Raw genomic sequence first — 26,263 nt, 5'->3', positions numbered from 1 at the left:
TGTATTATAGTTTTGAGAGCAGCTCTTTATTTTCTAATTTTTTAATATGTTTTGTTTTTGCTTTTTCAATAATATTAACCTGATTTAAATAATTATAGGTTTCATCCCTTAAGGCTACATATTTAATGGTTAAATCCATTTCGTTGTTTACCAAAACATAATTATTAAATTCATCTGTAATATTGTGAAAGTTTAAGTTAGCATCACTTTTTACTGATAAATATTTTTCTTTTAATAAATCTAAAATTTTGTCTGTATCTATAGTATTTGAAAATGAATAACTATAAAAGAATAGCTTATTAGAAAAAAAATGTAACTCTAGGTTAGTCCTAATATTCCCAATTTTTGTTTTATAAAATAATATGTGACAGTTATTATTAACGTTAACAGACTTTGTTGGGTTTGGTTTTATTTTTTTTACTTGTTTTATGGTTGCTCCAAAGTTTATTTTGTCTGAAAAATTAATATGCTGGTTTGTTTTAACATTAGGCCTAGACAAGCATTTGTCAAAAATATTTAAATAGGAAGTTACAGACTCATATTTTTCTAAAACAGAGCTGTAATAATATGTGCTAGAATACTTACTTGATCCATTACCTTTTTTAGGGAGAATTTTTTTTATGCTAAATGGAAAAAATCTTTTTAGTTTAAAAAAACTCATTGATAATTTAAATTTGGATTAGGGCTTTACTAACAGGTTAGACTAATTTAATAAAAAAAAAGTCTATTTATGCTACAAAACTAAAAAAACTATCAATGAGATTTATTATTTGTGTAAGAAAAATAAGTTAAAAAATGAAGTTTAGTCTTTTTTTTGTGCTTTTTATCGAAGATTTTTGTTTTAGGTACGTTTTTAAGGATTGTATACTTTTCTGTATTCGAGCGTTGGCCCATCACAACTATTCCAAATGTTTATAAGTTTGTTTTCATCAGTAAAGCGTAAGACTTCATTTAAGTTATTGGAGCAATTTCCAATTAAGTTATTAGCTTCGTTATATTTAAAAACAAAATATTTATTATTATCTACAGTCATTACATTATAAGTACCATATATGTTTTTTGTAATGTTGTTGCTAATTCTTCTTTTAAAAAATGTACTGTCATTATCTAAGTAATAAAACTCTTGGTAGTTTAAACCATTTGTACTTGTAGTTTCACTGGTTTGATTTGAAGTAGCGTTAAAAAGTTCCCACTTTTCAGAATAATCATAAGTAGTAAGTTCATCTTGATCAGTTGTACAAGAAGTTAATGATGTAATTAAAATAGCGATTAATAGTAAATGTTTCATAGTTGTAAAATTCTATAACAAATGACGCTATTAAGGAGTTAAATTAGATTACTAAAAGGTTATTTGAAAATTAAGTTATATAGGTTTATAAGTAGCTAAAATGTGTAAATATGCTTCAAGTTTAAGCATATGTTAGGTTTAGGTTTATTAATGGATAATTCAGAAGCTTTTTTCATAGTTTTGCAAACTTTAAAATATACAGTATGATTACAGTTGATGGACTTGCAGTAGAATTTAGTGGACAAACATTATTTAGTGATGTGTCTTTTGCAATTAATGAAAATGATAAGATTGCCTTAATGGGAAAGAATGGCGCTGGTAAATCAACTATGATGAAGATTATTGCTGGCGCTCAAAAAGCAACACGTGGAAGTGTTAGAAGTCCAAAAGATACTGTAATTGCTTATTTACCACAACATTTATTAACTGAAGATGACTGTACAGTTTTTGAAGAAGCATCAAAAGCATTTACGCATATTTTTGAAATGCGTGATGAAATGGAACGTCTTAATAAAGAGTTAGAAACGCGTACTGATTATGAATCAGATTCATACATGTCTATTATAGAAAAAGTGTCTGAGCTAGGAGAGTACTATTATGCTTTAGAAGAAGTTAATTACGATGCAGAAGTAGAGAAGGCACTTAAAGGCTTAGGTTTTAAGCAATCGGATTTTACAAGGCAAACAAGTGAGTTTAGTGGAGGATGGCGTATGCGAATTGAGTTAGCTAAAATTTTACTTAAAAAACCAGATTTAATTCTGCTAGATGAACCAACAAACCATATCGATATAGAATCGGTTATTTGGTTAGAAGACTTTTTGGTTAATAAAGCTAATGCAGTAATGGTTATATCACATGATCGTGCGTTTATTGATAATATAACTAATAGAACCATTGAAGTTACAATGGGACGTATTTACGATTATAAAGCCAACTATTCGCATTACTTACAATTACGTCAAGAACGTCGTTCACATCAAATTAAAGCTTATCAAGAACAACAAAAATTTATTGCTGATAATAGGGCTTTTATTGAGCGTTTTAAAGGAACATATTCAAAAACCAACCAAGTAGCATCACGCGAGCGCATGCTTGAAAAATTACAAATTATAGAGATTGATGAGGTTGATAATTCTTCTTTAAAACTTAGATTTCCTCCAGCACCTCGTTCTGGAGATTATCCTGTAACTGTTAAGGAACTTACCAAAAGTTATGGAGAACACGTAGTGTTTTCTAATGCTAATATGTCAATATCTAGAGGAGAAAAAGTCTCGTTTGTTGGTAGAAATGGGGAAGGCAAGTCTACTATGATTAAATCTATTTTAGGAGAAGTAGATGTTGAAGGCGAGTGTAGTTTAGGACATAATGTAAAAGTAGGCTACTTTGCGCAAAACCAAGCAGCACTATTAGATCCAAATCTTACTATTTTTCAAACTGTTGATGAAGTAGCAAAAGGAGATGTACGCACACAAATAAAAAATATACTAGGACGTTTTATGTTTGCTGGTGACGATATTCAAAAAAAGGTAAGTGTTTTGTCTGGTGGAGAAAAAACACGTTTGGCTATGGTGAAATTGTTGTTAGAACCAGTTAACTTATTAATACTAGATGAGCCAACCAACCATTTAGATTTAAAATCTAAAGATGTTTTAAAGGAAGCTTTACTTGCTTTTGATGGAACATTAATCTTGGTATCTCACGATCGTGATTTCTTACAAGGACTATCTCAAAAAGTATTTGAGTTCAAAGACAAACGTGTTATTGAACATTTTGAGACTATCGATGCGTTTCTTGAAAGGAACAGAATAGAAAGTTTAAAAGATATCCATTTACAAGCTTAAACGATAGTAAAAAGTAGTATTCGTATAAATACAGTATTTTTGTAGCGATATGGAACAATTAAGACTTTCAAGTTGGTTACCAACAACTAATAAAGAGGTGAAGATTAGAGGATGGGAAGAGTTAGATGTAATTCTTTTTAGTGGAGATGCCTATGTAGATCATCCTTCCTTTGGTCCTGCAGTTATTGGTCGTATTCTTGAAAGTTATGGTTTAAAAGTTGCTATTGTACCACAGCCAAGTGTAACCGATAATCTTCAGGATTTTACCAAACTAGGTATTCCAAGATTATTTTTTGCTGTTACTGGAGGTTGTATGGATCCTATGGTAAGTAATTATACTGCAAGTAAAAAGCGTCGTGATAAAGATGCTTACACGCCTAATGGTGATATTGGTTTTAGGCCAGATTATGCTACTTCGGTATATTCTAAAATATTAAAAGAAAAATTTCCAGACGTTCCTGTATTAATTGGAGGAATTGAAGCCTCATTACGTCGTGTAACACATTACGATTATTGGTCTGATAAGTTAATGCCTTCCATATTAGAAACCTCTAAAGCTGATATGTTGGTTTATGGAATGGGAGAGCAACCATTACGAGAAATTGTTAGACTTTTAGAAAAAGGTGTTCCCTTTTCTAGTTTAAAAACCATCAAGCAAACTGCTGTATTGGTCAAAGATGGCGATAAGTTTCCTAAAAACGAAAATTGGGAAGATGTTACTATTGAGTCGCACGAAACTTGTTTGGAGGATAAAAAGAAATTTGCCTCTAACTTCAAAATTATAGAGCAAGAGTCTAATAAGCTTGCGGCAAGACGTATTTTTCAATGTATAGGAGATAAAACATTAATGATAAATCCACCTTATCCAACAATGACAGAGGATGAGATTGATGCTTCATTTGATTTGCCTTATACTAGATTACCACATCCAAAGTATAATAAGCGTGGACCAATTCCTGCGTTTGAAATGATTAAGTTTTCAATCAATATTCATCGTGGTTGTTTTGGAGGATGTAGCTTCTGTACTATATCAGCGCATCAAGGAAAATTTATAGCAAGTAGAAGTCAAGAGTCTATTTTAAAAGAAGTAGATACAGTAGCAAATATGCCAGATTTTAAAGGCTATTTGTCTGATATTGGTGGACCTTCTGCTAATATGTATAAAATGAAGGGTAAGATTCAATCTATATGTGATAAATGTGTTGCGCCTTCATGTATTTCGCCAGTTATATGTAGTAATTTAGATACTTCTCATAAGCCTTTAACACAATTATATCAAGCTGTAGATAAGCATCCAAAAGTTAAAAAGTCATTTATTGGAAGTGGTATTAGACATGATATGTTAGTGCCTGAGTTTAACAAAAATGCAGATGCTAAAGAGTTAGATGACTATACTGAGGAGGTAATGACAAAGCATGTGTCTGGACGACTTAAAGTAGCGCCAGAGCATACCTCTGATCCTGTTTTAAAATTAATGCGAAAACCATCGTTTAAATACTTTCATAAGTTTAAAGAACGTTTTGATAAAATTAACTTGAAAAAGGGGTTAAACCTACAGTTGATTCCTTATTTTATTTCTAATCATCCAGCTTGTGAAGTAGAGGATATGGCTAATTTGGCTGCCGAAACGAAACATATGGGCTTTCAGTTGGAGCAAGTGCAAGGGTTTACACCAACACCTATGACAGTAGCTACTGTTATTTATTATAGCGGTTACCATCCTTATACATTAAAACCAACGAGGACGCCAAAAACTAGAAAAGAAAAAGAAGAGCAACATCGTTTTTTCTTTTGGTATAAAAAAGAAAATAAGGATTGGATTAAAAGCACTTTAAATAAATTAGGTAGAGGTGATTTGCTAAAAGTGTTGCTTCCAGAAAATGAAAAGTGGAAAAAAAATAAGGGCAGTAAACCTAAGCACACTTTTGATGATGCGGTACCTTTTAATAGACGAAAAAATAAGGTAAAGAAAACTAAGAAGAAACGTCGTTAGTTTTTTGATTTCGTTTAATGGTCTTGTTTATGGTTTGTTGCGTAGCTTAGCACTTAACTTTGCAAATACAAACCGAATAGAAAATCCGCAATGATTTTCAGAAGTAGGCGAGAACAAGCAATTACTTATAACCATTGTTACCAGCTGGTTTTTATTTAATTTTTCTATAATATGTTTTTTTCTGTCCTAAAAATCCAACTTCGGGTTCAAAGGTCAAAGGGTATAATTTTCTTCCTTTTAAAATAAAAACTTTTGTCATCCATTCCATTATTGCTAAATCTCCGTTTTCCACACTCTCGGATGCAAAAATTTTAATATAGTTTTTGTCCGTTTTTGGTCTGAAAATAGAGTCAGTTAATTTTAGTAAAGGTTCTCTGTTTTTGAATTCAATTTGAAAGAGATCTTTAAGTTCTATTTTTTCGACCTTTGTTTTAGGAATTAAAATCATTCCATTTTCATTGGTTTCAATGTACTTTCCATTGTTAATTGAAACATACCAATGTAATTGGTCAATATCTATTATATCTTTTGGTGAAAGTCTTTGAAGTGAGATTTGAATTTTTGTCGAATCAGGATTTTTATAATTTTCTTCAATAATTTTTGATTCCAATGCAAAAAGAACTTTGTCAGGATTAAGTTTTAATGTGTCTCCAATTTTTTCATAAGTTCCATACAGTGTTCCGCTACCTAAAACATCTTGGTGATATTTATATTCAAAAGTTCCATCTTTTTTGAATTCATAAACAAAACAGTTCGGTCCAAATTCACAAATATTGTGTTTGAACTTTCCATTGATTTGAGCAATCGAATTCAATGAAATGAATAATGTCAATATGTTTAATAGTGTTTTTATCAAACTTGCTGGTAATGAATTTATATAAACACGTTTTAATGGTTTATATAAATTGTTAAACGAAGTTAGCTTTTTAGTGTTACAAAATCAATACGTAGATATACGTAATTTATTTTACAATACGCATACTTAAAATACGAACATCTTCATGTGGTCTGTTCATATCATTAGTTTCTACACCAGCTATCTTGTCTAATACTTCAAATCCTTTAAGTAATTCACCAAAAACAGTGTAATTTTGATCTAGAAAAGGTGTGCCTCCAATGGTTTTATAAACTTCGCGATGTGCTTGAGGAATCACATATTTATCAAATGTGTAGGTTTTGGCTTTGTCCTTAATTTGTTTATATAATTTTTGGTAATTGCCATAATCCTCATCTTCCATAGCTTTATCTAGAGCTATTTTAATTTCGTTATTTTCTGGCATATTTAAAGTGTAGTTTTCGGCTAACCAACCATTAATGCGTTTTTCATCAACAATTAAAGTACTGTCATTTTTAACTTTTCCTTGAACTATATAAAACTGCATACTACTTGAAACTCTTGCAGCATTTCCATCACGTGCTGCAGCTAATGCACCTTTTTTATGAAATAGGGTTGGTACAAACTCAGCATCTACTTGATAAGGTAAATCTCCAGCGCCTAAAGCTTCTCCTTTTTTTGCATTTTTACTATCTATATCACCTCCTTGAATCATAAATTCATTAATAACACGATGAAATAATAAACTGTCATATTTCTTTTCGTTAACTAATTTTACAAAATTATCACGATGCTTAGGAGTTTCGTTGTAAAGTGCTAATAGCATGGTGCCATGAGTAGTTATCATTTTTACTTTTATACGTTTATCTTTTTTTGCTTGTTCGTCTTGCTGTTTAAAGCTGGAAAAGCAAAATACAAGTGACAGTATAATTACCGATTTTATAAAATGTTTCATGAGTTAATTATTGGTTTTTAAAGCATATAGTATTTCTCTGGCGATAAAGGTTGAGGTATATCGTCATGCTCTAATAGTTGTTTAATATTTATTTCTATGGTTCTAGCTATACTAGTCATAGCTGTATCTGTTGGTCTGTTTTCAAAAGGGTCTTGTATGGTAAATGCTATTTTTTCTAATAAAAAGAATGGAATAGCAATAAAGATGAGCAACGGAACTTCGAGCAAATATGGAAGGTTGTTTAAAGAAAAGAATAAAGCTGCTAAAAACACATAAATAAATAGGTGTAAAGTCAGTCTATATGTTTTAGGGAAAGCTGTATTTTTTATACGTTCTGCTTTTCCCATAGAAGCACAAAGTCTAACAATAGTATTGTCTATTTGCATATGTTCAAACTTACTTAAATGTTTTGTGTCTAATAAAGTTTTAGTGTTTTTTGAATGATGGTCTAAAAGTGCTAAAGGCACATTAGAGTGTTTTTTTAAACTATTGTATTCATTATCATTTATGTACAAACTAATATTGTCTAGAGCGTTTTGTTGTCTTAAATTTTGCCCTAAACTATAGCACCAAGCAATTTGTCGGTTTGCAATAGTGTTAATTAATTCATGATCTTTTTTTATACAAAACTGCTTTACTTGTATTGTAAGAGTTCTAGAGTCGTTAACAATTGCTCCCCAAATTTTACGAGCTTCCCACCACCTGTCATAAGATTGACTTAGCTTAAAAGATAATAGTAATGCAATTGCTGTTCCCAGAAAAGCACCAATGCTAGAAGGAATGTTAATTTCAAAAGCGTATTCAGAAACTAAATAAGTAATTATAGAAAATAGTGTTACAATTAGAATGTCCCATTTTATCTTACTAAACCAATAGCTGAAAGGGATTCTTTTGTCTAAAATCATGAAATGGAGTTTAAAATCGTTTAGGACGAATTTAATAATTAAAAACTGAAATGTTTTTGTTTGATTAAAATTATATGTAAGTCATCATAAAATCAAATGGTTACGATTATTTTTTCTAACTTAGAATTATGAATGAGGATTTTCTACACTACTTATGGAAGTATAAAAAGTTTAATGTATCAAACCTTAAAACTACTAATAATCAGCAAATAATAATTCATAACGTTGGTGAGCATAATAAAAATTCAGGACCAGATTTTTTTAATGCAAAATTAGAAATAGACAATCAGCTTTGGGCTGGAAATGTCGAAATCCACATTAAGTCTAGTGATTGGTTTATTCATAATCATGAGAAAGATAGAGCTTATGATAATGTAATACTACATATAGTTTGGGAACACGATGTTGAAGTTTTTAGAAAGGATAATACAGAAATTCCAACATTAGAACTTAAATCATATGTTCAACCCAAATCAATCGAAAATTTTCAGCAATTATTTAATAAAAAAAGAAAATGGATTAATTGCGAAAATGATTTTCACCTTATTGATGATTTTACACTTCATAATTGGTTAGAGCGATTATATTTTGAACGTTTGGAAAGGAAATACGATGATATAAATGGTTTACTTGAAGCTTCAAAAAATGATTGGGAAGCTGTATTATTTAAAATGCTTTGTAAGAACTTTGGATTAAAAGTAAATAGTGATGCTTTTTTTAGTTTGAGTGATTCTTTTGATTTTTCTATTATTAGAAAATTACACAAACCTATAAGTCTTGAGGCATTATTTTTTGGACAAGCAAACCTGTTAGAACAAGATTTAGAGGTAGCTTATTACACAGATTTAAAAGAGGAGTATCAATTTTTAAAACAAAAATTTAGGTTGTCTAATAAAGGTGTGTTGCCAATTCAGTTTTTTAGATTACGACCACTAAATTTTCCTACTATAAGGTTGTCACAATTAGCTATGTTATATAGCACAAAACAAAATTTATTTTCAGAGATAATTAATACAAATAGCATAGAAGAAATATATAGGATTTTCGAAGTTTCTACATCCAGATTTTGGGAGACGTATTATACTTTTACTAAAACGTCCAAGGCTTCTAAAAAGAAATTATCCAAGGCATTTATAGACTTATTAATAATAAATACAGTTGTGCCTTTAAAGTTTAGTTATGCAAAATACCAAGGGAAAAGTGTTGATAATGAGTTGATTGCTGTTTTAAGTGTTGTTGCCTTAGAGAAGAATAATATTATTAAAGGATTTAGCAATTTGAAACCAATCTTTAAGTCGGCTTTTCAATCACAAGCTTTATTAGAGTTAAAGAATGAATATTGCTCAAAAAATAAATGCTTACAATGTGCTGTAGGTAGTGTTCTTTTAAACCGAAATATGTAAATTGCAGCATGAATTATTTCTATAAGCTATTACTCTATTTGCAAAAACATGGTTATTATGTTTGCCAACGTATAGCAGACCGTTTAGGTATGAGAGCGAAAGTAGTTAGAACATCTTTTATTTATCTAACTTTTGTTACATTAGGCTTTGGATTTGCACTCTATTTGTTTATAGCTTTTTGGATGCGAATAAAAGATTTAATTTATACCAAAAGAACCTCAGTTTTCGATTTGTAATTTATGAGCAACCCATTATTAAAAGTATTTAGATCTAAGATTAATACAGCTGTAATTTTATTAATTACACTATTAGGTATTGGTGTTGTTGGATATAAAACATTATCTAATGCTTCTTGGATTGATGCTGTGTATATGACAGTAATTACAATTACAACAGTTGGGTTTGAAGAGGCTATTATTTTAGACGATGAGTCCAAGGTTTTTACTATTTTTTTAATACTTGCTAGTGTTGTTATAGTTGGTTATGCTATTAAAGTAATTACCGAATACATAATTACAAAAAATGATGTTGAAGAATTAAAACAGAAAAAGATGCAAAAAAAGATTGATGCAATGTCAAATCACATTATTATTTGTGGTTATGGAAGAAATGGAAGACAAGCTGCTAAAAAGCTTTTAGCTCATAATAGACCATTTGTAGTTATAGAAAATGATAAAGAGGTCGCTGATAAATATCAAAGCGAATTAGTGCCATTTATTGTAGGAAATGCAAATGAAGATGAAGTATTGTTACAAGCAGGATTAGATAGAGCGAATTGCTTAATTTCTGCACTTCCAAATGATTCCGATAACTTGTTTGTGGTGCTTTCAGCAAGACAAATCAATAAAAGAATACGTATCATTAGTCGCGCTTCTCAAGAAACTACTTATAGCAAATTAAAATTAGCTGGTGCAAATAATGTAATACTACCAGATATGATTGGTGGTGATCATATGGCATCATTAGTAGTAGTGCCAGATTTGGTTGAGTTTATAGATAACTTATCTATAGTAGGTAAAACATCTATTAATATAGAAGAAATTGAGGTCGAAAAACTATACGATACATCGCACGTAAAAACTATAGCTAACTTAAATTTACGTAGTAAAACTGGATGTAATGTGATAGGTTATAAAACTCCTGAAGGAGACTATGTTGTTAACCCAGGAGCAGATCAAATGTTAGAGCCTAACTCTAAGGTGATTGTATTGGGAAGACCAGAGCAGATTCAAAAATTAAACTCGCTTTATAATATTGAAGTAGAGTAAAATAGATCTTTTTTATCAAGCTATCTGTAAGAGTTTTTAAATTTGGTTTTATAGTTAAACTTAAAATCATTTTTTAAAAACTCATTTTTTTTTAGCATCTTGCTATCTTAAACTAATAAGTTTTATTAAAACTACTAACTAATATTAAATAATTATGAAGAAATATCTTCTTTCAATTTTTACTCTAATTTTACCTGTTTTAACCTTTGCTCAAGAAGCTGCCGATAAAGGAGTTGACCAAATAATTGATGAAAAATTTGGTGCTGCAACAGGATGGTTTGTAAGCTTCATTTTTTATCAAATTGATTTTGGAGGTGGAGTAAAAGTATTTTGGGTGTTATTTCCATTAATATTAGGAGCATTATACTTTACTGTTTATTTCAAGTTTATAAATTTTAGAGGAATATTAACTTCTATTAATATTGTTAGAGGAAAGTATGATGATATCGATCATCATGAGTCAATGCCAGTAGCTGGTGATCCAACTCCAGGAGGAGATTCAATTGAAACTGCTGCTATAGAAGGACATGAAGGAGAAGTATCGCACTTCCAAGCATTGACTGCTGCTTTATCTGCAACAGTTGGACTAGGTAATATTGCAGGTGTTGCAATTGCTGTGTCTATTGGTGGAGCTGGAGCTACATTTTGGATGATTGTTGCTGGTTTATTAGGAATGGCTTCAAAATTTGTTGAATGTACGTTAGGTGTTAAGTATAGAGATATTGATGAAAATGGAACTGTGTATGGTGGTCCTATGTATTACTTAACAAAAGGATTGAAAAATAAATCTCTAGGTAAAGTCTTAGCTGCGTTATTTGCAGTATTTGTAATTGGAGGTTCGTTTGGAGGTGGAAACATGTTCCAAGTAAACCAAGCTTTCCAATTAGTAGAGAATATTACTGGAGGAGAAGCGTCTTTTATTCATGGTAAAGGATGGTTGTTTGGGTTAGTAATGGCTGTATTAGTAGGTATTGTAATTATTGGTGGTATTAAGAAAATTGCTAAGGTTACAGATAAGATTGTACCTTTTATGGTGGTTATTTATGTAGCAGCTTCTTTATTTGTGATTTTTGCTAACTTTAATATGATTGGTGATGCATTTATGCAAATATTTAATGGCGCATTTAGTCCTGAAGGTATTGCTGGTGGAGCTATTGGTGTTTTAGTACAAGGATTTAGAAGAGCAGCATTCTCTAACGAAGCAGGTGTTGGTTCGGCATCTATTGCGCACTCTGCTGTAAAGACTAAATATGCTGCTTCTGAAGGAATGGTAGCGTTATTAGAACCTTTTATTGATACAGTTGTAGTTTGTACAATGACAGCATTAGTGTTAATTATTACAGGTAATGTTACTGCTGCAAATGCAGGTTTAAATGATGCACAAGCAATTTTATTAACTTCAGGTGCTTTTGAATCTGCAATTTCATGGTTCCCTTATGTGTTAACTGTTGCTGTAGTATTATTTGCATTTAGTACAATGATTTCTTGGTCATATTATGGATTCCAAGGTTGGGCATATTTATTCGGTCGTTCTAAAAAAATGGAGTATGCTTATAAAGTAATTTTCTGTTTGTTTGTAATTATTGGAGCTGCTGCAAGTTTAGGGTCAGTAATTGGTTTCTCTGATGCCATGATTTTCGCGATGATGGTACCAAACATGATTGGTATTGTATTGTTAGCGCCAAAGGTTAAGGATGAACTTAATAAATATATGGCAGCTATAAAGGCTAAAAAGGAATAACATCTAAAATTAAAATATATGAAATCCCACTTTTACTTTTCTAAAAAGCAACGAAGTGGGATTTTACTTTTAATAATAATTATTGTTGTTATACAATGCCTTTATTTTTTTATAGATATTCCTAATGAAAAAATATTGAGCGATTCAGATAGTAACAAGGCTTTTATAGCAGAAATTGATTCACTCAAACAAATTGCTTTAGAACAACAAAAACCTAAAATTTATCCGTTTAATCCAAACTACATAACAGATTATAAAGGCTATACTTTAGGAATGAGTAATGAGGAGATTGATAGGTTGCTTAAGTTTAGAGAGCAAGGTAAATGGATTAATTCTTCAAGTCAGTTTCAAGAAGTTACTCAGGTTTCAGATACATTACTAAATAAAATAGCGCCTTACTTTAAGTTTCCAGATTGGGTGACAAACCCTAAACTAAAGAGTAATAACTATTCAAAAAGTTATAATACACCTAAGACGTTTGAACAAAAGTTAGATTTAAATAAAACAACAGCAAAGCAATTAGAACGTGTAAATGGTATTGGAAAAGCGCTATCTGAAAGAATTATTAAGTTTAGGAATAAATTCAAAGGTGGTTTTATTGCAGATGTTCAGTTACAAGATGTTTATGGATTATCTCCAGAAGTAATCGAAAGATTAAAAAACGACTTTACAGTTAAGACACCTAGACAAATTCAAAAGATTAATCTTAATAATGCTACTATTGAACAATTAGTAACTATTCAGCATATTGATTATGAATTGGCTTACGAGATTATAGACCAACGAACACTTAGAGAAGGATACAAATCTTTAGAAGAATTAATAAAAGTTAAAGATTTTCCAAGGGATAAAATTGAGATAATTAAATTATATTTGGTGCTATAATAAAATTGTAAAGTTATGAGCCAAATGTACTTCACTGAAGAACATCAATTATTTAGAGACAGTCTAAAAGAATTTCTTAAAAAAGAAGTAACTCCGCATATAGATAAATGGGAAGAAACAGGAACCATTGATAGGTTTATTTGGGAGAAGTTTGGAGAAATGGGATACTTAGGTCTGCCTTATCCAGAAATGTATGGAGGACTTGAATTAGACGTGTTTTATACTGTTATTTTATTAGAAGAACTTCAAAAGATTAATTCAGGCGGATTTGCAGCAGCTATTTGGGCGCATGTTTATTTAGCAATGACACACCTTAATAAAGAGGGAAGTCATGAAATTAAAGAAAAATATTTAGCACCAAGTATACTAGGTCAAAAAATAGGCTGTTTATGTATAACTGAACCTTTTGGTGGAAGTGATGTAGCGGGAATGCGAACTACTGCCGTAAAACAAGGTGATAGTTATGTTATTAATGGATCTAAAACATTTATAACTAACGGAATTTATAGCGATTATTTAGTAGTTGCAGCTAAAACAGCTCCAGAGCTAGGTAATAAAGGTATTAGTATGTTTATTATAGATAGAGATACTCCAGGAATTTCATCTTCAAAATTGGATAAGTTAGGTTGGAGAGCAAGTGACACAGCAGAAATCGCCTTTGATAATGTAATAATTCCTGCAAGTAATTTAATGGGAGATGAAGGAAAAGGGTTTCCGTATATTATGCAGCATTTTGCTTTAGAGCGTTTGGTTATGGGAGTTAATGCACATGCTAGAGCAGAATATGCGTTGGATTATACCTTACAATATATGTCTGAACGTTCAGCATTTGGAAAGACGATTGATAAATATCAAGCTTTAAGACATAAGTATGTTGAGCTTTATGCAGATATGGAGATGTGTAAATCATATAATTATATGGTAGCTAATATGCTTAATAATAACACTTATGCAGTAAAAGAAGCTACGATTTCAAAGATGAAATCAACGAAAATGGCTGATGAAGTTGCTTATGGGTGTTTACAATTCTTAGGAGGATATGGTTATATGGAAGACTATCCATTAGCTAGATTGTTAAGAGATAGTCGTTTAGGTCCAATTGGAGGAGGGACTTCTGAAATCTTAAAGGAGATTATCGCAAAAATGATAATAGATAAAAAGAGTTACAAGCCAGCAACATAGTTGGTTTATCATTTTTTACGAAAATGTGTTTTCGTATCGCAAAAATGATAATAGATAAAAAGAGTTACAAGTCAGCAACGTAGTTGGTTTGTTATTTTTGAGAACAATGAATGTATTAAGATATATGATGAATAATAAATATAAACAACTCATGTTTTTAGCAGCTCTGTTTTTTAGTTGCTTTGGGTTCTCTCAAATAGAGCTGAAAAATAAGATTGTTGATTTTGGGACATTACTTCCTGTAGAAAGTGCAAGTGTATATGTGCAAAATACGACTATAGGTACTATAAGTAATGTAGATGGTAAATTTGCATTAATAGTACCTCAAGAGCATGAAAACGATACATTAGTTGTTTCTTCTATTGGATATAAAAGTTTTAAAACTTTAGTTAGTGAGTTTGATGATGGTATGGAAATTTACCTTGAAGAAGATATCGCAACTTTAGATGAGGTACTGTTAGTAGCAGACCCAAGACCAACTACTGGAAATGATATTGTTTTAAAAGCATTGGAGAAGTTAGCTGTGAATATGCCAGATTCAGCATATCTGCAAAAAGGTTTTTTAAGACATAAAGAACGTAATAAGGTAGAGTTTAAATGGCTTATAGAAAGCGCAATTACAGTGTACGATTCTGGTTATGCTGTAAGTAGTGAAGATTATTTGAAAGTTAATGTTGACCAAGTAAGGAAAAGTTATGATTTAAGAGATGTCGATAGTATCTTTTCTTATGTGTCATATAAAAACAGAAATGCTTATACACCAAGGCTTAGAGCTAAGGATATTAAAAGGAGTAGTGTTACTACCAACCAATTAGTAAAGTCTATTAAATGGAATGACAACCGTGTAAACGGACTACACAATTTATTTCAAGGAAAATTAAATTTACTACGTAACTCTAAAAACCCAAAAGCACTATTTGGGGAAAATATTTTAGAACACCATCAATTTAAGTTAGATACTATTTTAGTCGATAACGAGCGTAAAATATATAAGATTAATATTTCCGATAGTAAAGAATTTGTAGGATTAGATACTAAAGGAATTTATAACGAAGGTTTTGAGGCTAAAGGATGGTTGTACATTTATTATGACAACTATGCCATTAAAAAAATAGAATATGAACTTGTAGCTGCTTCCGATGTTCAAAAAACAAGAAGTAAACGTTTATTTGATACTCAGATAAATCATAAGTTAATAATGACTTATATGGAATACGAAGGAAAAATGTATCCTAACTATGTTTATTACGAAACGCCTAAGCTTGTAAATGTTGGACTTAAGTCGAGTGGAAAAGTTAGTAAAGAAGAAGAAGAGCGCTATAATAAGGAACAACGATATTATTATACTGTACAAGAAATTTTGTTTTCTGAAATAATATTAGATAAAGAACAAATTCAAGAAAAATTAAATTCTAAATGGGATGCCGATATTTTCTCTAGCAAACCATATAATAAAGAATTTTGGAAGAATTATAATGTCTTATTAGAGAGTGAAGAAGATGAAAAACTTATTCAAGATTTAACTAAAAGAGCTACATTGTTTAAGGATTAAATAATAATTAATTAAAAAGTGCTTTTTTGTTTTGAGGTTCTTAAATACTTTATATATTTGCAATCCGAAATTCTAAAAGAGAGGAGGTTAAGACACTATGTTAATAATACCAATTAAAGAAGGAGAAAATATAGATAGAGCGCTAAAGCGTTTTAAGAGAAAGTTTGATAAAACTGGAACGAAAAGATCTTTACAAACGCGTAAGCAATATGTAAAGCCTTCAGTAAAGCGTAGAGCTCAAATTCAAAAAGCTCAATACATCCAACGTTTAAGAGATGCAGAAGAAATATAAGTTCTAGATAACTTAATATAGAGAAACCCACAATTTAGTTGTGGGTTTTTTTATGCATATAGGCAAAACTAAATTTGTATATTTAATTTTATTAAATAATTGATATGCTAAATCCATTCATAGATTATTTATTGTTAGAAAAAAAGTATTCACCACATACAGTTAATGCTTATAAAAAAGATATTGAGGTTTTTCAAGAATATTTAAAAGAAAACTTTCAGGACAATATTAATGTAGCAAACTATTCTCAAATAAGATCTTGGATTATCAGTTTAGTAGAAAAAGGTATATCTAATAGAAGTGTAAATAGAAAAGTATCTTCATTAAATAGTTATTATAAGTTTTTAATGAAGATAGAAGAAATTGATAAAAACCCTTTAGCAAAACACAAAGCACTTAAAGTAAGTAAAAAAGTGCAAGTGCCTTTTTCAGAAAAAGAAATAGAAAAAGTTTTTGAAATATTAAATTTTGATAACTCTTTCGAAGGGCTAAGGAATAAGCTGATAATAGAATTGTTTTATTCAACAGGAATAAGACGTATAGAACTGATACAAATTAAACTTGAAGATATTGATATATCACAAAAAACGTTAAAAGTATTAGGTAAAAGAAATAAAGAAAGAGTACTTCCGTTATTGAGCTCAATTATAGTTACTTTAAAGAAATACATTCAAGAGCGAAATGTTTTAGAGCAAATTAGTGATAAAGATTATTTATTACTCACAAAAAAAGGCGTTAAAATATATGAAACACTTGTTTACAGAATAATAAATAACTATTTTAGTGAGGCATCAACTAAGGTGAAAAAGAGTCCGCATATACTAAGACATTCATTTGCAACTCATTTACTTAACCAAGGTGCCGATTTAAATGCTGTTAAAGAATTGCTTGGTCACTCCAGTTTAGCTGCTACTCAAATATATACACATAATAGTATAGCAGAGTTAAAAAAAGTATATGCTAAATCACACCCAAGAAATAAGTAACAGTAGTATTGTCTAACCAAAAAAGAAGAATATGAAAGTAAACACGCAATCAGTTAACTTCAATGCAGATCAAAAATTATTAGATTTCATTCAAAAGAGAATGGATAAGTTAGATTTATATTATGATAAGGTCATAAAATCAGATGTATTTTTAAAAGTAGAAAACACCAGTGACAAAGAGAATAAAATATTCGAAGCAAGAGTAAGTGTTCCAGGAGACAGTTTTGTTGTCAAAAAAGTATGTAAGTCTTTTGAAGAAGGAACAGATGCTGCAGTAAGTTCATTAGAAAGACAACTAAAAAAGCGCAAAGAAAAATTAAGATCATATTTATAGATAAAAATTTTCAAAAAATGTTTTGAATAAAAAAATAAATATATACATTTGCAGTCCGTTAGAAATAGCGGACTTTTTTATTGCTCAAAAAGTAATAAAAATAAGCCGATGTAGCTCAGCTGGCTAGAGCAGCTGATTTGTAATCAGCAGGTCGTGGGTTCGAGTCCCTCCATCGGCTCAAGTTCTTTAAAAGAGTGAAAAATTTATTTAAATTGGGGAGATACTCAAGCGGCCAACGAGGACAGACTGTAAATCTGTTGGTTTTTACCTTCGCAGGTTCGAATCCTGCTCTCCCCACTTTTAAATGATTGGATTTTTAAAATTATTGCGGGAGTAGCTCAGTTGGTAGAGCGTCAGCCTTCCAAGCTGAATGTCGCCGGTTCGAACCCGGTCTCCCGCTCAAATTTTAGCCGGTGTAGCTCAGGGGTAGAGCGTTTCCTTGGTAAGGAAGAGGTCACGGGTTCAAATCCCGTCATTGGCTCTTTTAACTATTAAAGATTAGAACACTAATATTATTATATAACTAAGATTAAATTTTAAATCATGGCAAAGGAAACTTTCGATCGTTCCAAACCGCACTTAAACATAGGTACAATTGGACACGTAGATCACGGTAAAACAACTTTAACTGCTGCTATCACAACTGTATTAGCTAACGCAGGTTTATCTGAAAAAAGAGATTTCGATACTATCGATAACGCTCCAGAAGAAAAAGAAAGAGGTATTACAATTAATACTTCACACGTAGAATACGCTACAGCTAATCGTCACTATGCACACGTTGACTGTCCAGGTCACGCCGATTATGTAAAGAACATGGTAACTGGTGCTGCTCAAATGGATGGTGCTATATTAGTGGTTGCTGCTACAGATGGTCCAATGCCACAAACTCGTGAGCACATCTTATTAGGTCGTCAGGTAGGTATTCCTCGTATCGTTGTTTTCTTAAACAAAGTTGATATGGTTGACGATGAGGAGCTTTTAGAATTAGTAGACATGGAAGTTAGAGATTTATTATCTTTCTATGAGTATGATGGTGACAATGGTCCTGTTATTGCTGGTTCTGCTTTAGGAGCTTTAAATGGTGAGCAAAAGTGGGTTGACACTGTTATGGAATTAATGGAAGCTGTAGATAGCTGGATTGAGTTACCACAACGTGATGTTGATAAAGATTTCTTAATGCCAATCGAGGATGTATTCTCTATTACTGGTCGTGGTACTGTTGCAACTGGTCGTATTGAAACTGGTGTTGCTAACACTGGAGATCCTGTAGATATTATTGGTATGGGAGCTGAGAAATTAACTTCTACTATTACTGGAGTTGAGATGTTCCGTAAGATCTTAGATAGAGGTGAAGCTGGAGATAACGTAGGTATCTTATTAAGAGGTATTGAGAAGACTGATATCCGTAGAGGTATGGTAATCTGTAAGCAAAACTCTGTAACGCCACACGCTAAGTTTAAAGCTGAGGTTTATATCCTTAAGAAAGAAGAAGGTGGACGTCACACTCCATTCCATAACAACTACCGTCCACAGTTCTACGTACGTACAACTGACGTAACAGGGAATATTGCACTTCCTGATGGAGTTGAAATGGTAATGCCTGGAGATAACTTAACTATTAATGTTGAGTTAATTCAACCAATTGCAATGAACGTAGGTTTACGTTTCGCTATTCGTGAAGGTGGTAGAACAGTTGGTGCAGGTCAGGTAACTGAGATTTTAGACTAATACAAGTTTAATATATAAAGTTAAGGTGTTTTGGTAGCTAATATCAAAATACCTTGACTTGTATTTACGGGTTTAGCTCAGTTGGTAGAGCACTGGTCTCCAAAACCAGGTGTCGGGAGTTCGAGTCTCTCAACCCGTGCAAATAAAAAATAATATAATGGCAGGAATTGTAAATTATATAAAAGAATCATTTGAAGAATTAAAGAACAATGTAACTTGGCCAGCATGGGCTGAGGCGCAACGTTTAACAGTTGTAGTGGCTGTGTTCTCAATTATTTTCTCTTTAGCTATTTGGGGTGTTGATACTGCTTTTAGTGGAGTAATAAAAGAATATTTTAATTTGATAAAATAAGCATACACCAAGATGTCAGATAACAAGATTGAAAAAAAGTGGTATGTTGTTCGTGCAGTAAGTGGACAGGAAAACAAAATCAAGACCTATATTGAGAATGAAATTTCAAGATTAGGTTTAGATGATTATGTGGACCAAGTTTTAGTTCCTACTGAAAGAGTTGTTCAAATTAGAAACGGAAAGAAGATTCATAAGGAAAAAGTGTTTTTTCCTGGGTATATAATGATTCAAGCTAATTTAAGTGGAGAGGTCCCTCATATTATAAAATCTATTACTAATGTAATTGGTTTTTTAGGGGAAACTAAAGGAGGTGATCCTGTACCATTAAGACAGTCTGAAGTTAACAGAATGTTAGGTAAGGTTGATGAGTTAGCTGTAGAAGCTGATGCTAATGTAGCGATACCTTATGTTAAAGGCGAAACAGTAAAAGTGATAGATGGGCCATTCAATGGATTTGATGGTACTATCGAAAACATAAACGAAGAAAAACGCAAACTTGAAGTAATGGTGAAGATTTTTGGAAGAAAGACTCCATTAGAATTAAGTTACATGCAAGTTGAGAAAATTTAATAATTGTTACATATTATTATCGATATAATTTAGAGCTTCCAACACTAGTTATATCAAAATTTAAATTTAAAAAATGGCAAAAGAGTTAAGTAAAGTAGTTAAACTACAAGTTAGGGGAGGTGCAGCGAATCCGTCGCCACCGGTTGGACCCGCTCTAGGTGCTGCTGGAGTTAATATCATGGAGTTCTGTAAGCAATTTAATGCTAGAACCCAAGATAAACAAGGTAAAGTTTTACCTGTGGTAATTTCTGTTTACAAAGACAAATCATTTGATTTTGTAATCAAAACACCACCAGCTGCAGTACAATTATTAGAAGCGGCCAAAGTAAAAAAAGGTTCTGGTGAGCCAAATAGAAAAAAAGTAGCTAAAGTTTCTTGGGATCAAGTTAGAACTATTGCTGAAGACAAAATGCAAGATTTAAATGCATTTACTGTTGATTCTGCTATGAAAATGGTAGCAGGAACAGCTAGGTCAATGGGGATAACTGTTAAAGGAGGAGAAGCACCTAATTAATCTAAATTATTTGAAATGGCAAGATTAACAAGAAAGCAAAAAGAAGCAGTAGCTAAAATTGAAAAGAACAAGATGTATAGTCTTGAGGAAGCTTCTCAATTAGTTAAAGATATAACAAACACTAAGTTTGATGCTTCTGTAGATATAGCTGTTCGTTTGGGTGTAGATCCAAGAAAAGCTAATCAAATGGTAAGAGGAGTAGTATCATTACCTCATGGAACTGGTAAAGATATGAAAGTACTAGCATTAGTAACTCCAGACAAAGAAGCAGAAGCAAAAGAAGCAGGTGCTGATTATGTAGGTCTAGATGAATACCTTGAAAAAATCAAAGGTGGTTGGACAGATGTTGATGTAATTATCACTATGCCAAGTGTTATGGGTAAATTAGGACCATTAGGTAGAGTATTAGGACCTAGAGGATTAATGCCTAACCCAAAAACAGGAACTGTAACAATGGATGTAGCAAAAGCTGTTACTGAAGTTAAAGCAGGTAAAATAGATTTTAAAGTAGATAAAACAGGTATTGTTCATGCTCCAATAGGTAAAGCATCATTTAGTGCTGATAAACTAGAAGGAAACGCAAAAGAATTACTTTCTACTTTAATTAAATTAAAACCAACAGCTGCAAAAGGAACTTATATGAAGAGTATTTTTATCTCTAGTACTATGAGTCCAAGTATTGCAGTAGATACAAAAGTTAGTTTGTAGTTAAAGATTTTATTATGACAAGAGAAGAAAAATCACAAGTAATTGAAGAGTTAACTGCACAATTAGCAGACAATGCAAATATTTATTTAACAGATATTTCAGGTCTTAATGCAGTAACTACTTCAGCTTTACGTCGTGCTTGTTTTAAAGCAAATGTAAAGTTAGCAGTTGTAAAGAATACTTTGCTTGAAAAAGCAATGGAAGCTTCAGATAAAGACTTTGGAGAATTACCAACAACATTAAAAGGTAATACTTCAGTTATGTATTCTGAAACTGGTAATGCACCAGCTAAAGTAATTAAAGCTTTTAGAAAAAAGTCTGAAAAACCTTTATTAAAAGGAGCCTTTATTGAAGAAGCAGTTTACTTAGGTGATGACCAATTAGATATGTTAGTTGACATCAAGTCTAAAGAAGAGCTTATTGGAGATATCATTGGATTATTACAATCTCCAGCTAAGAACGTTGTTTCAGCACTTCAGTCTAGCGGTGGAAAACTTTCAGGTATTCTTAAAACATTATCTCAAAAAGAGGGATAACCAATTAAGTACGCACTTTTAACAAAATATATTAAATTAAAAAATTATTAAAACGATAGAAAAATGGCAGATTTAAAAGATTTCGCAGAACAGTTAGTAAACTTAACAGTAAAAGAAGTTAACGAATTAGCTGATATTTTAAAAGAAGAATATGGTATTGAGCCTGCAGCAGCAGCTGTAGCAGTAGCAGCTGGTCCATCTGGTGGTGGTGAAGCAGCAGAAGAGCAAACAGAATTCGACGTAATTCTTAAAGCAGCTGGTGGTTCTAAATTAGCAGTAGTGAAATTAGTTAAGGAATTAACTGGTTTAGGATTAAAAGACGCTAAAGGTTTAGTTGATGGAGCACCAGCAGCAATCAAAGAAGGTGTGTCTAAAGACGAAGCAGAAGGTCTTAAGTCTTCTTTAGAAGAAGCAGGAGCTGAGGTTGAGCTTAAGTAAGCTTAACTAACCTACAAAATATGGTTTAGGTCTGGAGAAAAACTCTCTAAGACCTAAACCCTTTTGTGTATATAAAAGTATATGCACGTTAAACTATTTTTTTAATCAAAAATTCGTCCGTCGATGTTAGCAACAAAAGCTGAAAGATTAAATTTCTCATCTATTAAAAATAGAACAGAATATCCAGATTTCTTGGATATTCAGATTAAATCCTTCCAGGATTTTTTCCAGTTAGAGACAAAATCAGAAGAAAGAGGAGATGAAGGTTTATACAACACCTTCATGGAAAACTTCCCGATTACAGATACACGTAATCAATTTGTCTTGGAGTTTTTAGATTATTTTATCGATCCACCAAGATACGCCATTCAAGAATGTATAGAAAGAGGACTTACTTATAGTGTTCCACTTAAGGCAAGACTTAAATTGTATTGTACAGACCCTGAACATGAGGATTTCGAGACCATTGTCCAGGATGTGTATTTAGGTACAATCCCTTATATGACACCAAGTGGTACTTTTTGTATTAATGGTGCAGAACGTGTTGTAGTTTCTCAATTACACCGTTCACCAGGAGTTTTCTTTGGTCAATCATTCCACGCAAATGGTACTAAATTATATTCAGCAAGAGTAATTCCTTTTAAAGGATCTTGGATTGAATTCGCTACAGACATTAACAGTGTGATGTATGCTTATATCGACAGAAAGAAAAAGTTACCTGTAACTACGCTTTTCCGTGCAATCGGTTTTGAAAGAGATAAAGATATCCTTGAAATTTTTGATTTAGCAGAAGAGATTAAAGTATCAAAATCTGGACTTAAAAAAGTTTTAGGTCGTAAACTTGCTGCTCGTGTACTTAATACATGGCATGAGGATTTCGTAGATGAAGATACTGGAGAGGTTGTATCAATTGAAAGAAATGAGATTGTTCTTGATCGTGATACAATTCTTGATAAAGAAAATATAGAAGAGATATTAGAGGCTGGAGCAAAAACAATTCTTATACACAAAGAAAGCTCACAGCAAGGAGAATATGCAATTATTCATAATACACTTCAAAAAGATCCAACAAACTCTGAAAAAGAAGCAGTTGAGCATATTTACCGTCAATTACGTAATGCTGAACCGCCAGATGAGGAAACAGCTAGAGGTATTATAGATAAATTATTCTTTAGTGATCAACGTTATAACTTAGGTGAAGTTGGTCGTTATAGAATGAACAAGAAATTAGGTCTTGATATTGGAATGGATAAGCAAGTGCTTACTAAAGAAGATATCATTACTATTATAAAATATTTAATCGAGTTAATTAACTCTAAAGCAGAGATTGATGATATCGATCACTTATCTAACCGTCGTGTACGTACAGTAGGTGAACAATTATCTTCTCAGTTTGGTGTTGGTTTAGCTCGTATGGCACGTACTATTCGTGAGCGTATGAATGTTCGTGACAATGAAGTGTTTACTCCAATTGATTTGATTAATGCTAAGACATTATCGTCTGTAATTAATTCATTCTTTGGAACAAACCAGTTATCTCAGTTCATGGATCAAACAAATCCATTAGCAGAGATTACTCATAAACGTCGTTTATCTGCATTAGGACCTGGAGGTTTATCAAGAGAAAGAGCAGGTTTCGAGGTTCGTGACGTTCACTATACACATTATGGTCGTCTTTGTCCAATTGAAACTCCTGAAGGACCAAACATCGGACTTATATCATCACTTTCAGTTTATGCTAAAGTTAATTCAATGGGATTCATTGAAACACCTTATCGTAAAGTAACTGATGGTGTAGTTGATATTAAAGGTGCGCCAACATATTTAAGTGCTGAAGAAGAAGAAGAGAAAATGATTGCGCAAGCAACTGTTGAAGTAGATGAGACAGGAAAAATTATTCATGACAAAGTTATTGCACGTCAAGAAGGAGATTTCCCAGTAGTAGAACCAACTGCTATTCATTATACAGATGTTGCTCCAAACCAAATATCTTCAATTTCAGCTTCGTTAATTCCATTCTTAGAGCATGATGATGCAAACCGTGCCTTAATGGGATCTAACATGATGCGTCAAGCTGTACCATTATTACGTCCTGAAGCTCCAATTGTTGGAACTGGATTAGAGCGTCAAGTGGCTTCAGACTCTAGAGTATTAATTAATGCTGAAGGAGAAGGAGTTGTACAATATGTTGATGCAAATGAAATTGTAATTAAATATGGACGTACTGAAGAAGAAGCTATGGTAAGCTTTGATTCAGATACAGTAACATATCCATTAACTAAGTTTAGAAAAACAAACCAAGGAACTTCTGTAAACCTTAAAGCTATCGTTAGAAAAGGTGATAAAGTTACTAAAGGGCAAGTATTATGTGAAGGATATGCAACTCAAAATGGTGAGTTAGCATTAGGACGTAACATGAAAGTAGCCTTCATGCCTTGGAAAGGATATAACTTTGAGGATGCTATTGTAATTTCTGAAAAAGTTGTACGTGACGATATCTTTACATCAATTCATATCGATGAGTACTCATTAGAAGTACGTGATACTAAACTTGGTAATGAAGAGTTAACAAACGATATTCCTAACGTTTCTGAAGAGGCTACTAAAGACCTTGATGAAAACGGAATGATTCGCGTTGGTGCTGAGATCAAGCCTGGTGATATCTTAATTGGAAAGATTACTCCTAAAGGAGAATCTGACCCAACTCCAGAAGAAAAACTTTTAAGAGCAATTTTTGGAGATAAAGCTGGAGATGTAAAAGATGCATCATTAAAAGCATCACCTTCATTACATGGTGTTGTTATTAATAAGAAATTATTTGCTAGAGCAATAAAAGATAAGCGTAAGAGAGCTAAAGATAAAGAGGATATTGCACAGTTAGAAGGTATTTACGATTCAAAATTTGACGACTTAAAAGATATTTTAGTTGAAAAATTATTCTCTATCGTAGGTGGTAAAACTGCACAAGGTGTTCAAAACGATTTAGGTGAAGATGTATTCCCTAAAGGAAAGAAATTTACGCTTAAGATGTTAAATGCTGTTGATGATTATGCACATTTAGTATCTGGAAAATGGACTACTGATGATCATACTAATAAGTTAGTATCAGAGTTAATCCATAACTATAAAATTAAAGAAAACGATTTACAAGGATCATTAAGACGTGAGAAGTTTACTATCTCTGTAGGAGATGAACTTCCAGCTGGAATCATCAAACTTGCTAAAGTTTACATCGCTAAGAAACGTAAATTAAAAGTAGGTGATAAGATGGCAGGACGACATGGTAACAAAGGTATTGTTGCACGTATTGTTCGTCAAGAAGATATGCCATTCTTAGAAGATGGAACTCCAGTAGATATAGTACTTAACCCTCTTGGTGTACCTTCTCGTATGAATATTGGACAGATTTATGAAACTGTTCTTGGTTGGGCTGGAAAAGATTTAGGACGTACATTCGCTACACCTATTTTTGATGGAGCAACATTAGAGCAAATTAATGGATTTACAGATGAAGCTGGAATTCCAAGATTTGGACATACATATTTATATGATGGTGGAACTGGAGATCGTTTTGACCAAGCTGCAACAGTTGGTGTAATCTATATGTTAAAACTAGGACATATGGTTGACGATAAGATGCACGCACGTTCTATTGGACCATACTCATTAATTACGCAACAACCTCTTGGTGGTAAAGCACAGTTTGGAGGTCAGCGTTTTGGAGAGATGGAAGTTTGGGCACTTGAAGCTTATGGAGCATCAAGTACGTTACGTGAAATCTTAACAGTAAAATCTGATGATGTAATTGGTAGAGCTAAAACTTACGAAGCAATCGTAAAAGGTGAACCAATGCCAGAACCTGGACTACCAGAATCTTTCAATGTATTAATGCATGAATTGAAAGGTCTTGGATTAGACATAAGATTAGAAGAATAGTAGTAAATAAATTCATTA

25 protein-coding genes and 5 tRNA genes are annotated in these 26,263 nt (G+C 32.0%); 25 read left to right on the top strand and 5 right to left on the bottom strand.

Translation table 11 applies throughout. The annotated features are described in order from the left end of the window. Positions 1-4: 4 nt before the first annotated feature. A complete protein-coding gene (locus ACLII3_RS02300) occupies positions 5-661 on the bottom strand; it encodes a hypothetical protein (protein WP_412986149.1) in 657 nt (218 codons plus the stop codon). A gap of 192 nt (positions 662-853) precedes the next feature. Next, the gene (locus ACLII3_RS02295; protein ID WP_412986148.1) at positions 854-1,288 is read right to left on the bottom strand and encodes a hypothetical protein; all 435 of its coding nucleotides are present in this window, start codon (positions 1,286-1,288) and stop codon (positions 854-856) included. A 203-nt stretch (positions 1,289-1,491) separates the two neighbouring features. Here ACLII3_RS02295 and ACLII3_RS02290 point away from each other — a divergent pair, with 203 nt between their 5' ends. Next, positions 1,492-3,129: an ABC-F family ATP-binding cassette domain-containing protein gene (locus ACLII3_RS02290; protein WP_412986147.1), complete on the top strand. Its 1,638-nt coding sequence runs from the start codon at positions 1,492-1,494 to the stop codon at positions 3,127-3,129. A 49-nt stretch (positions 3,130-3,178) separates the two neighbouring features. Next, positions 3,179-5,122 carry a YgiQ family radical SAM protein gene (locus tag ACLII3_RS02285; RefSeq protein ID WP_412986145.1) on the top strand — a complete coding sequence of 648 codons (1,944 nt, stop codon included), beginning with the start codon at positions 3,179-3,181 and terminating at the stop codon, positions 5,120-5,122. Positions 5,123-5,273: 151 nt separating this feature from the next. Here ACLII3_RS02285 and ACLII3_RS02280 read toward each other — a convergent pair whose 3' ends face one another. From ACLII3_RS02280 to ACLII3_RS02270, 3 genes are all read right to left on the bottom strand, one after another. Beyond that, positions 5,274-5,978, bottom strand: coding sequence for a hypothetical protein (locus tag ACLII3_RS02280; protein WP_412986143.1), 705 nt, complete (start codon positions 5,976-5,978; stop codon positions 5,274-5,276). Positions 5,979-6,084: 106 nt separating this feature from the next. Then, positions 6,085-6,912, bottom strand: a complete 828-nt coding sequence (locus ACLII3_RS02275; RefSeq protein ID WP_412986141.1) for a peptidylprolyl isomerase — start codon at positions 6,910-6,912, stop codon at positions 6,085-6,087. Between the two features lie 17 nt (positions 6,913-6,929). After that, positions 6,930-7,817, bottom strand: a complete 888-nt coding sequence (locus ACLII3_RS02270) for a bestrophin family protein (protein ID WP_412986139.1) — start codon at positions 7,815-7,817, stop codon at positions 6,930-6,932. Between the two features lie 128 nt (positions 7,818-7,945). Here ACLII3_RS02270 and ACLII3_RS02265 point away from each other — a divergent pair, with 128 nt between their 5' ends. The 23 genes from ACLII3_RS02265 (at position 7,946) to rpoB (ending at position 26,245) form a co-directional block, all read left to right on the top strand. Continuing rightward, complete coding sequence (locus ACLII3_RS02265; protein WP_412986138.1) at positions 7,946-9,220, top strand: DUF2851 family protein; 1,275 nt, start codon at positions 7,946-7,948, stop codon at positions 9,218-9,220. An 8-nt stretch (positions 9,221-9,228) separates the two neighbouring features. Further along, positions 9,229-9,456, top strand: coding sequence for a PspC domain-containing protein (locus ACLII3_RS02260; protein WP_412986136.1), 228 nt, complete (start codon positions 9,229-9,231; stop codon positions 9,454-9,456). Between the two features lie 3 nt (positions 9,457-9,459). Beyond that, entirely contained in the window at positions 9,460-10,488 is a 1,029-nt protein-coding gene (locus ACLII3_RS02255; RefSeq protein ID WP_412986135.1) for a potassium channel family protein, read from the top strand. Positions 10,489-10,642: 154 nt separating this feature from the next. Next, complete coding sequence (locus ACLII3_RS02250) at positions 10,643-12,229, top strand: alanine/glycine:cation symporter family protein (protein ID WP_412986134.1); 1,587 nt, start codon at positions 10,643-10,645, stop codon at positions 12,227-12,229. Positions 12,230-12,247: 18 nt separating this feature from the next. Next, the gene (locus ACLII3_RS02245; RefSeq protein WP_412986132.1) at positions 12,248-13,114 is read left to right on the top strand and encodes a ComEA family DNA-binding protein; all 867 of its coding nucleotides are present in this window, start codon (positions 12,248-12,250) and stop codon (positions 13,112-13,114) included. 15 nt (positions 13,115-13,129) lie between these two features. Continuing rightward, on the top strand, positions 13,130-14,296 hold the full coding sequence (locus tag ACLII3_RS02240; protein WP_412986130.1) for an acyl-CoA dehydrogenase family protein: 1,167 nt from the start codon (positions 13,130-13,132) through the stop codon (positions 14,294-14,296). A 106-nt stretch (positions 14,297-14,402) separates the two neighbouring features. Further along, positions 14,403-15,848 (top strand): carboxypeptidase-like regulatory domain-containing protein, encoded by a 1,446-nt coding sequence (locus ACLII3_RS02235; protein ID WP_412986128.1) that lies wholly within the window; start codon positions 14,403-14,405, stop codon positions 15,846-15,848. A gap of 97 nt (positions 15,849-15,945) precedes the next feature. Beyond that, the gene (rpsU, locus tag ACLII3_RS02230) at positions 15,946-16,140 is read left to right on the top strand and encodes a 30S ribosomal protein S21 (protein ID WP_412986126.1); all 195 of its coding nucleotides are present in this window, start codon (positions 15,946-15,948) and stop codon (positions 16,138-16,140) included. 104 nt (positions 16,141-16,244) lie between these two features. Then, positions 16,245-17,126, top strand: coding sequence for a tyrosine-type recombinase/integrase (locus tag ACLII3_RS02225; protein ID WP_412986124.1), 882 nt, complete (start codon positions 16,245-16,247; stop codon positions 17,124-17,126). Between the two features lie 31 nt (positions 17,127-17,157). After that, complete coding sequence (gene hpf / locus ACLII3_RS02220; RefSeq protein WP_412986122.1) at positions 17,158-17,460, top strand: ribosome hibernation-promoting factor, HPF/YfiA family; 303 nt, start codon at positions 17,158-17,160, stop codon at positions 17,458-17,460. A 104-nt stretch (positions 17,461-17,564) separates the two neighbouring features. Continuing rightward, a tRNA-Thr gene (locus ACLII3_RS02215) sits at positions 17,565-17,638 on the top strand. A 36-nt stretch (positions 17,639-17,674) separates the two neighbouring features. Then, positions 17,675-17,757 (top strand) — tRNA-Tyr (locus tag ACLII3_RS02210). 30 nt (positions 17,758-17,787) lie between these two features. After that, positions 17,788-17,860: transfer RNA gene (locus ACLII3_RS02205), tRNA-Gly, on the top strand. Between the two features lie 9 nt (positions 17,861-17,869). After that, positions 17,870-17,941, top strand: a tRNA-Thr gene (locus ACLII3_RS02200). Positions 17,942-18,003: 62 nt separating this feature from the next. Beyond that, the gene (tuf, locus tag ACLII3_RS02195; RefSeq protein WP_412986120.1) at positions 18,004-19,191 is read left to right on the top strand and encodes an elongation factor Tu; all 1,188 of its coding nucleotides are present in this window, start codon (positions 18,004-18,006) and stop codon (positions 19,189-19,191) included. Positions 19,192-19,257: 66 nt separating this feature from the next. Beyond that, positions 19,258-19,330, top strand: a tRNA-Trp gene (locus ACLII3_RS02190). Between the two features lie 18 nt (positions 19,331-19,348). After that, complete coding sequence (secE, locus tag ACLII3_RS02185) at positions 19,349-19,543, top strand: preprotein translocase subunit SecE (protein ID WP_412986118.1); 195 nt, start codon at positions 19,349-19,351, stop codon at positions 19,541-19,543. Between the two features lie 12 nt (positions 19,544-19,555). Continuing rightward, a complete protein-coding gene (gene nusG / locus ACLII3_RS02180; RefSeq protein ID WP_412986116.1) occupies positions 19,556-20,113 on the top strand; it encodes a transcription termination/antitermination protein NusG in 558 nt (185 codons plus the stop codon). A gap of 73 nt (positions 20,114-20,186) precedes the next feature. Next, entirely contained in the window at positions 20,187-20,627 is a 441-nt protein-coding gene (gene rplK, locus ACLII3_RS02175) for a 50S ribosomal protein L11 (RefSeq protein ID WP_412986114.1), read from the top strand. A gap of 15 nt (positions 20,628-20,642) precedes the next feature. Continuing rightward, positions 20,643-21,335, top strand: a complete 693-nt coding sequence (gene rplA / locus ACLII3_RS02170; RefSeq protein ID WP_412986112.1) for a 50S ribosomal protein L1 — start codon at positions 20,643-20,645, stop codon at positions 21,333-21,335. Positions 21,336-21,349: 14 nt separating this feature from the next. Next, positions 21,350-21,871: a 50S ribosomal protein L10 gene (gene rplJ, locus ACLII3_RS02165; protein ID WP_412986110.1), complete on the top strand. Its 522-nt coding sequence runs from the start codon at positions 21,350-21,352 to the stop codon at positions 21,869-21,871. A 63-nt stretch (positions 21,872-21,934) separates the two neighbouring features. Then, entirely contained in the window at positions 21,935-22,309 is a 375-nt protein-coding gene (rplL, locus tag ACLII3_RS02160; protein WP_412986108.1) for a 50S ribosomal protein L7/L12, read from the top strand. A gap of 123 nt (positions 22,310-22,432) precedes the next feature. Next, a complete protein-coding gene (gene rpoB / locus ACLII3_RS02155; protein ID WP_412986107.1) occupies positions 22,433-26,245 on the top strand; it encodes a DNA-directed RNA polymerase subunit beta in 3,813 nt (1,270 codons plus the stop codon). Positions 26,246-26,263: the final 18 nt, after the last annotated feature.

The sequence above is a fragment of the Pontimicrobium sp. IMCC45349 genome, from assembly GCF_047219225.1.
GTDB lineage: Bacteria > Bacteroidota > Bacteroidia > Flavobacteriales > Flavobacteriaceae > IMCC45349.
The sequence above is the reverse complement of the archived record's forward strand: the minus strand, read 5'-3'. Positions and strand labels throughout refer to the sequence as shown.

What these genes read in the sequence shown, in the direction of transcription:
- ACLII3_RS02255 (WP_412986135.1), top strand. Translation starts at nt 9,460, where the DNA reads ATGAGCAACCCATTATTAAAAGTATTTAGATCTAAGATTAATACAGCT.
- ACLII3_RS02285 (WP_412986145.1), top strand. Translation starts at nt 3,179, where the DNA reads ATGGAACAATTAAGACTTTCAAGTTGGTTACCAACAACTAATAAAGAG.
- rplA (WP_412986112.1), top strand. Translation starts at nt 20,643, where the DNA reads ATGGCAAGATTAACAAGAAAGCAAAAAGAAGCAGTAGCTAAAATTGAA.
- rplJ (WP_412986110.1), top strand. Translation starts at nt 21,350, where the DNA reads ATGACAAGAGAAGAAAAATCACAAGTAATTGAAGAGTTAACTGCACAA.
- rplL (WP_412986108.1), top strand. Translation starts at nt 21,935, where the DNA reads ATGGCAGATTTAAAAGATTTCGCAGAACAGTTAGTAAACTTAACAGTA.
- ACLII3_RS02245 (WP_412986132.1), top strand. Translation starts at nt 12,248, where the DNA reads ATGAAATCCCACTTTTACTTTTCTAAAAAGCAACGAAGTGGGATTTTA.
- ACLII3_RS02260 (WP_412986136.1), top strand. Translation starts at nt 9,229, where the DNA reads ATGAATTATTTCTATAAGCTATTACTCTATTTGCAAAAACATGGTTAT.
- rpoB (WP_412986107.1), top strand. Translation starts at nt 22,433, where the DNA reads ATGTTAGCAACAAAAGCTGAAAGATTAAATTTCTCATCTATTAAAAAT.
- tuf (WP_412986120.1), top strand. Translation starts at nt 18,004, where the DNA reads ATGGCAAAGGAAACTTTCGATCGTTCCAAACCGCACTTAAACATAGGT.
- ACLII3_RS02275 (WP_412986141.1), bottom strand. Translation starts at nt 6,912, where the DNA reads ATGAAACATTTTATAAAATCGGTAATTATACTGTCACTTGTATTTTGC.
- ACLII3_RS02295 (WP_412986148.1), bottom strand. Translation starts at nt 1,288, where the DNA reads ATGAAACATTTACTATTAATCGCTATTTTAATTACATCATTAACTTCT.
- nusG (WP_412986116.1), top strand. Translation starts at nt 19,556, where the DNA reads ATGTCAGATAACAAGATTGAAAAAAAGTGGTATGTTGTTCGTGCAGTA.
- ACLII3_RS02290 (WP_412986147.1), top strand. Translation starts at nt 1,492, where the DNA reads ATGATTACAGTTGATGGACTTGCAGTAGAATTTAGTGGACAAACATTA.
- ACLII3_RS02250 (WP_412986134.1), top strand. Translation starts at nt 10,643, where the DNA reads ATGAAGAAATATCTTCTTTCAATTTTTACTCTAATTTTACCTGTTTTA.
- ACLII3_RS02225 (WP_412986124.1), top strand. Translation starts at nt 16,245, where the DNA reads ATGCTAAATCCATTCATAGATTATTTATTGTTAGAAAAAAAGTATTCA.
- ACLII3_RS02265 (WP_412986138.1), top strand. Translation starts at nt 7,946, where the DNA reads ATGAATGAGGATTTTCTACACTACTTATGGAAGTATAAAAAGTTTAAT.
- ACLII3_RS02235 (WP_412986128.1), top strand. Translation starts at nt 14,403, where the DNA reads ATGAATGTATTAAGATATATGATGAATAATAAATATAAACAACTCATG.
- ACLII3_RS02300 (WP_412986149.1), bottom strand. Translation starts at nt 661, where the DNA reads ATGAGTTTTTTTAAACTAAAAAGATTTTTTCCATTTAGCATAAAAAAA.
- ACLII3_RS02240 (WP_412986130.1), top strand. Translation starts at nt 13,130, where the DNA reads ATGAGCCAAATGTACTTCACTGAAGAACATCAATTATTTAGAGACAGT.
- hpf (WP_412986122.1), top strand. Translation starts at nt 17,158, where the DNA reads ATGAAAGTAAACACGCAATCAGTTAACTTCAATGCAGATCAAAAATTA.
- rplK (WP_412986114.1), top strand. Translation starts at nt 20,187, where the DNA reads ATGGCAAAAGAGTTAAGTAAAGTAGTTAAACTACAAGTTAGGGGAGGT.
- secE (WP_412986118.1), top strand. Translation starts at nt 19,349, where the DNA reads ATGGCAGGAATTGTAAATTATATAAAAGAATCATTTGAAGAATTAAAG.
- rpsU (WP_412986126.1), top strand. Translation starts at nt 15,946, where the DNA reads ATGTTAATAATACCAATTAAAGAAGGAGAAAATATAGATAGAGCGCTA.
- ACLII3_RS02270 (WP_412986139.1), bottom strand. Translation starts at nt 7,817, where the DNA reads ATGATTTTAGACAAAAGAATCCCTTTCAGCTATTGGTTTAGTAAGATA.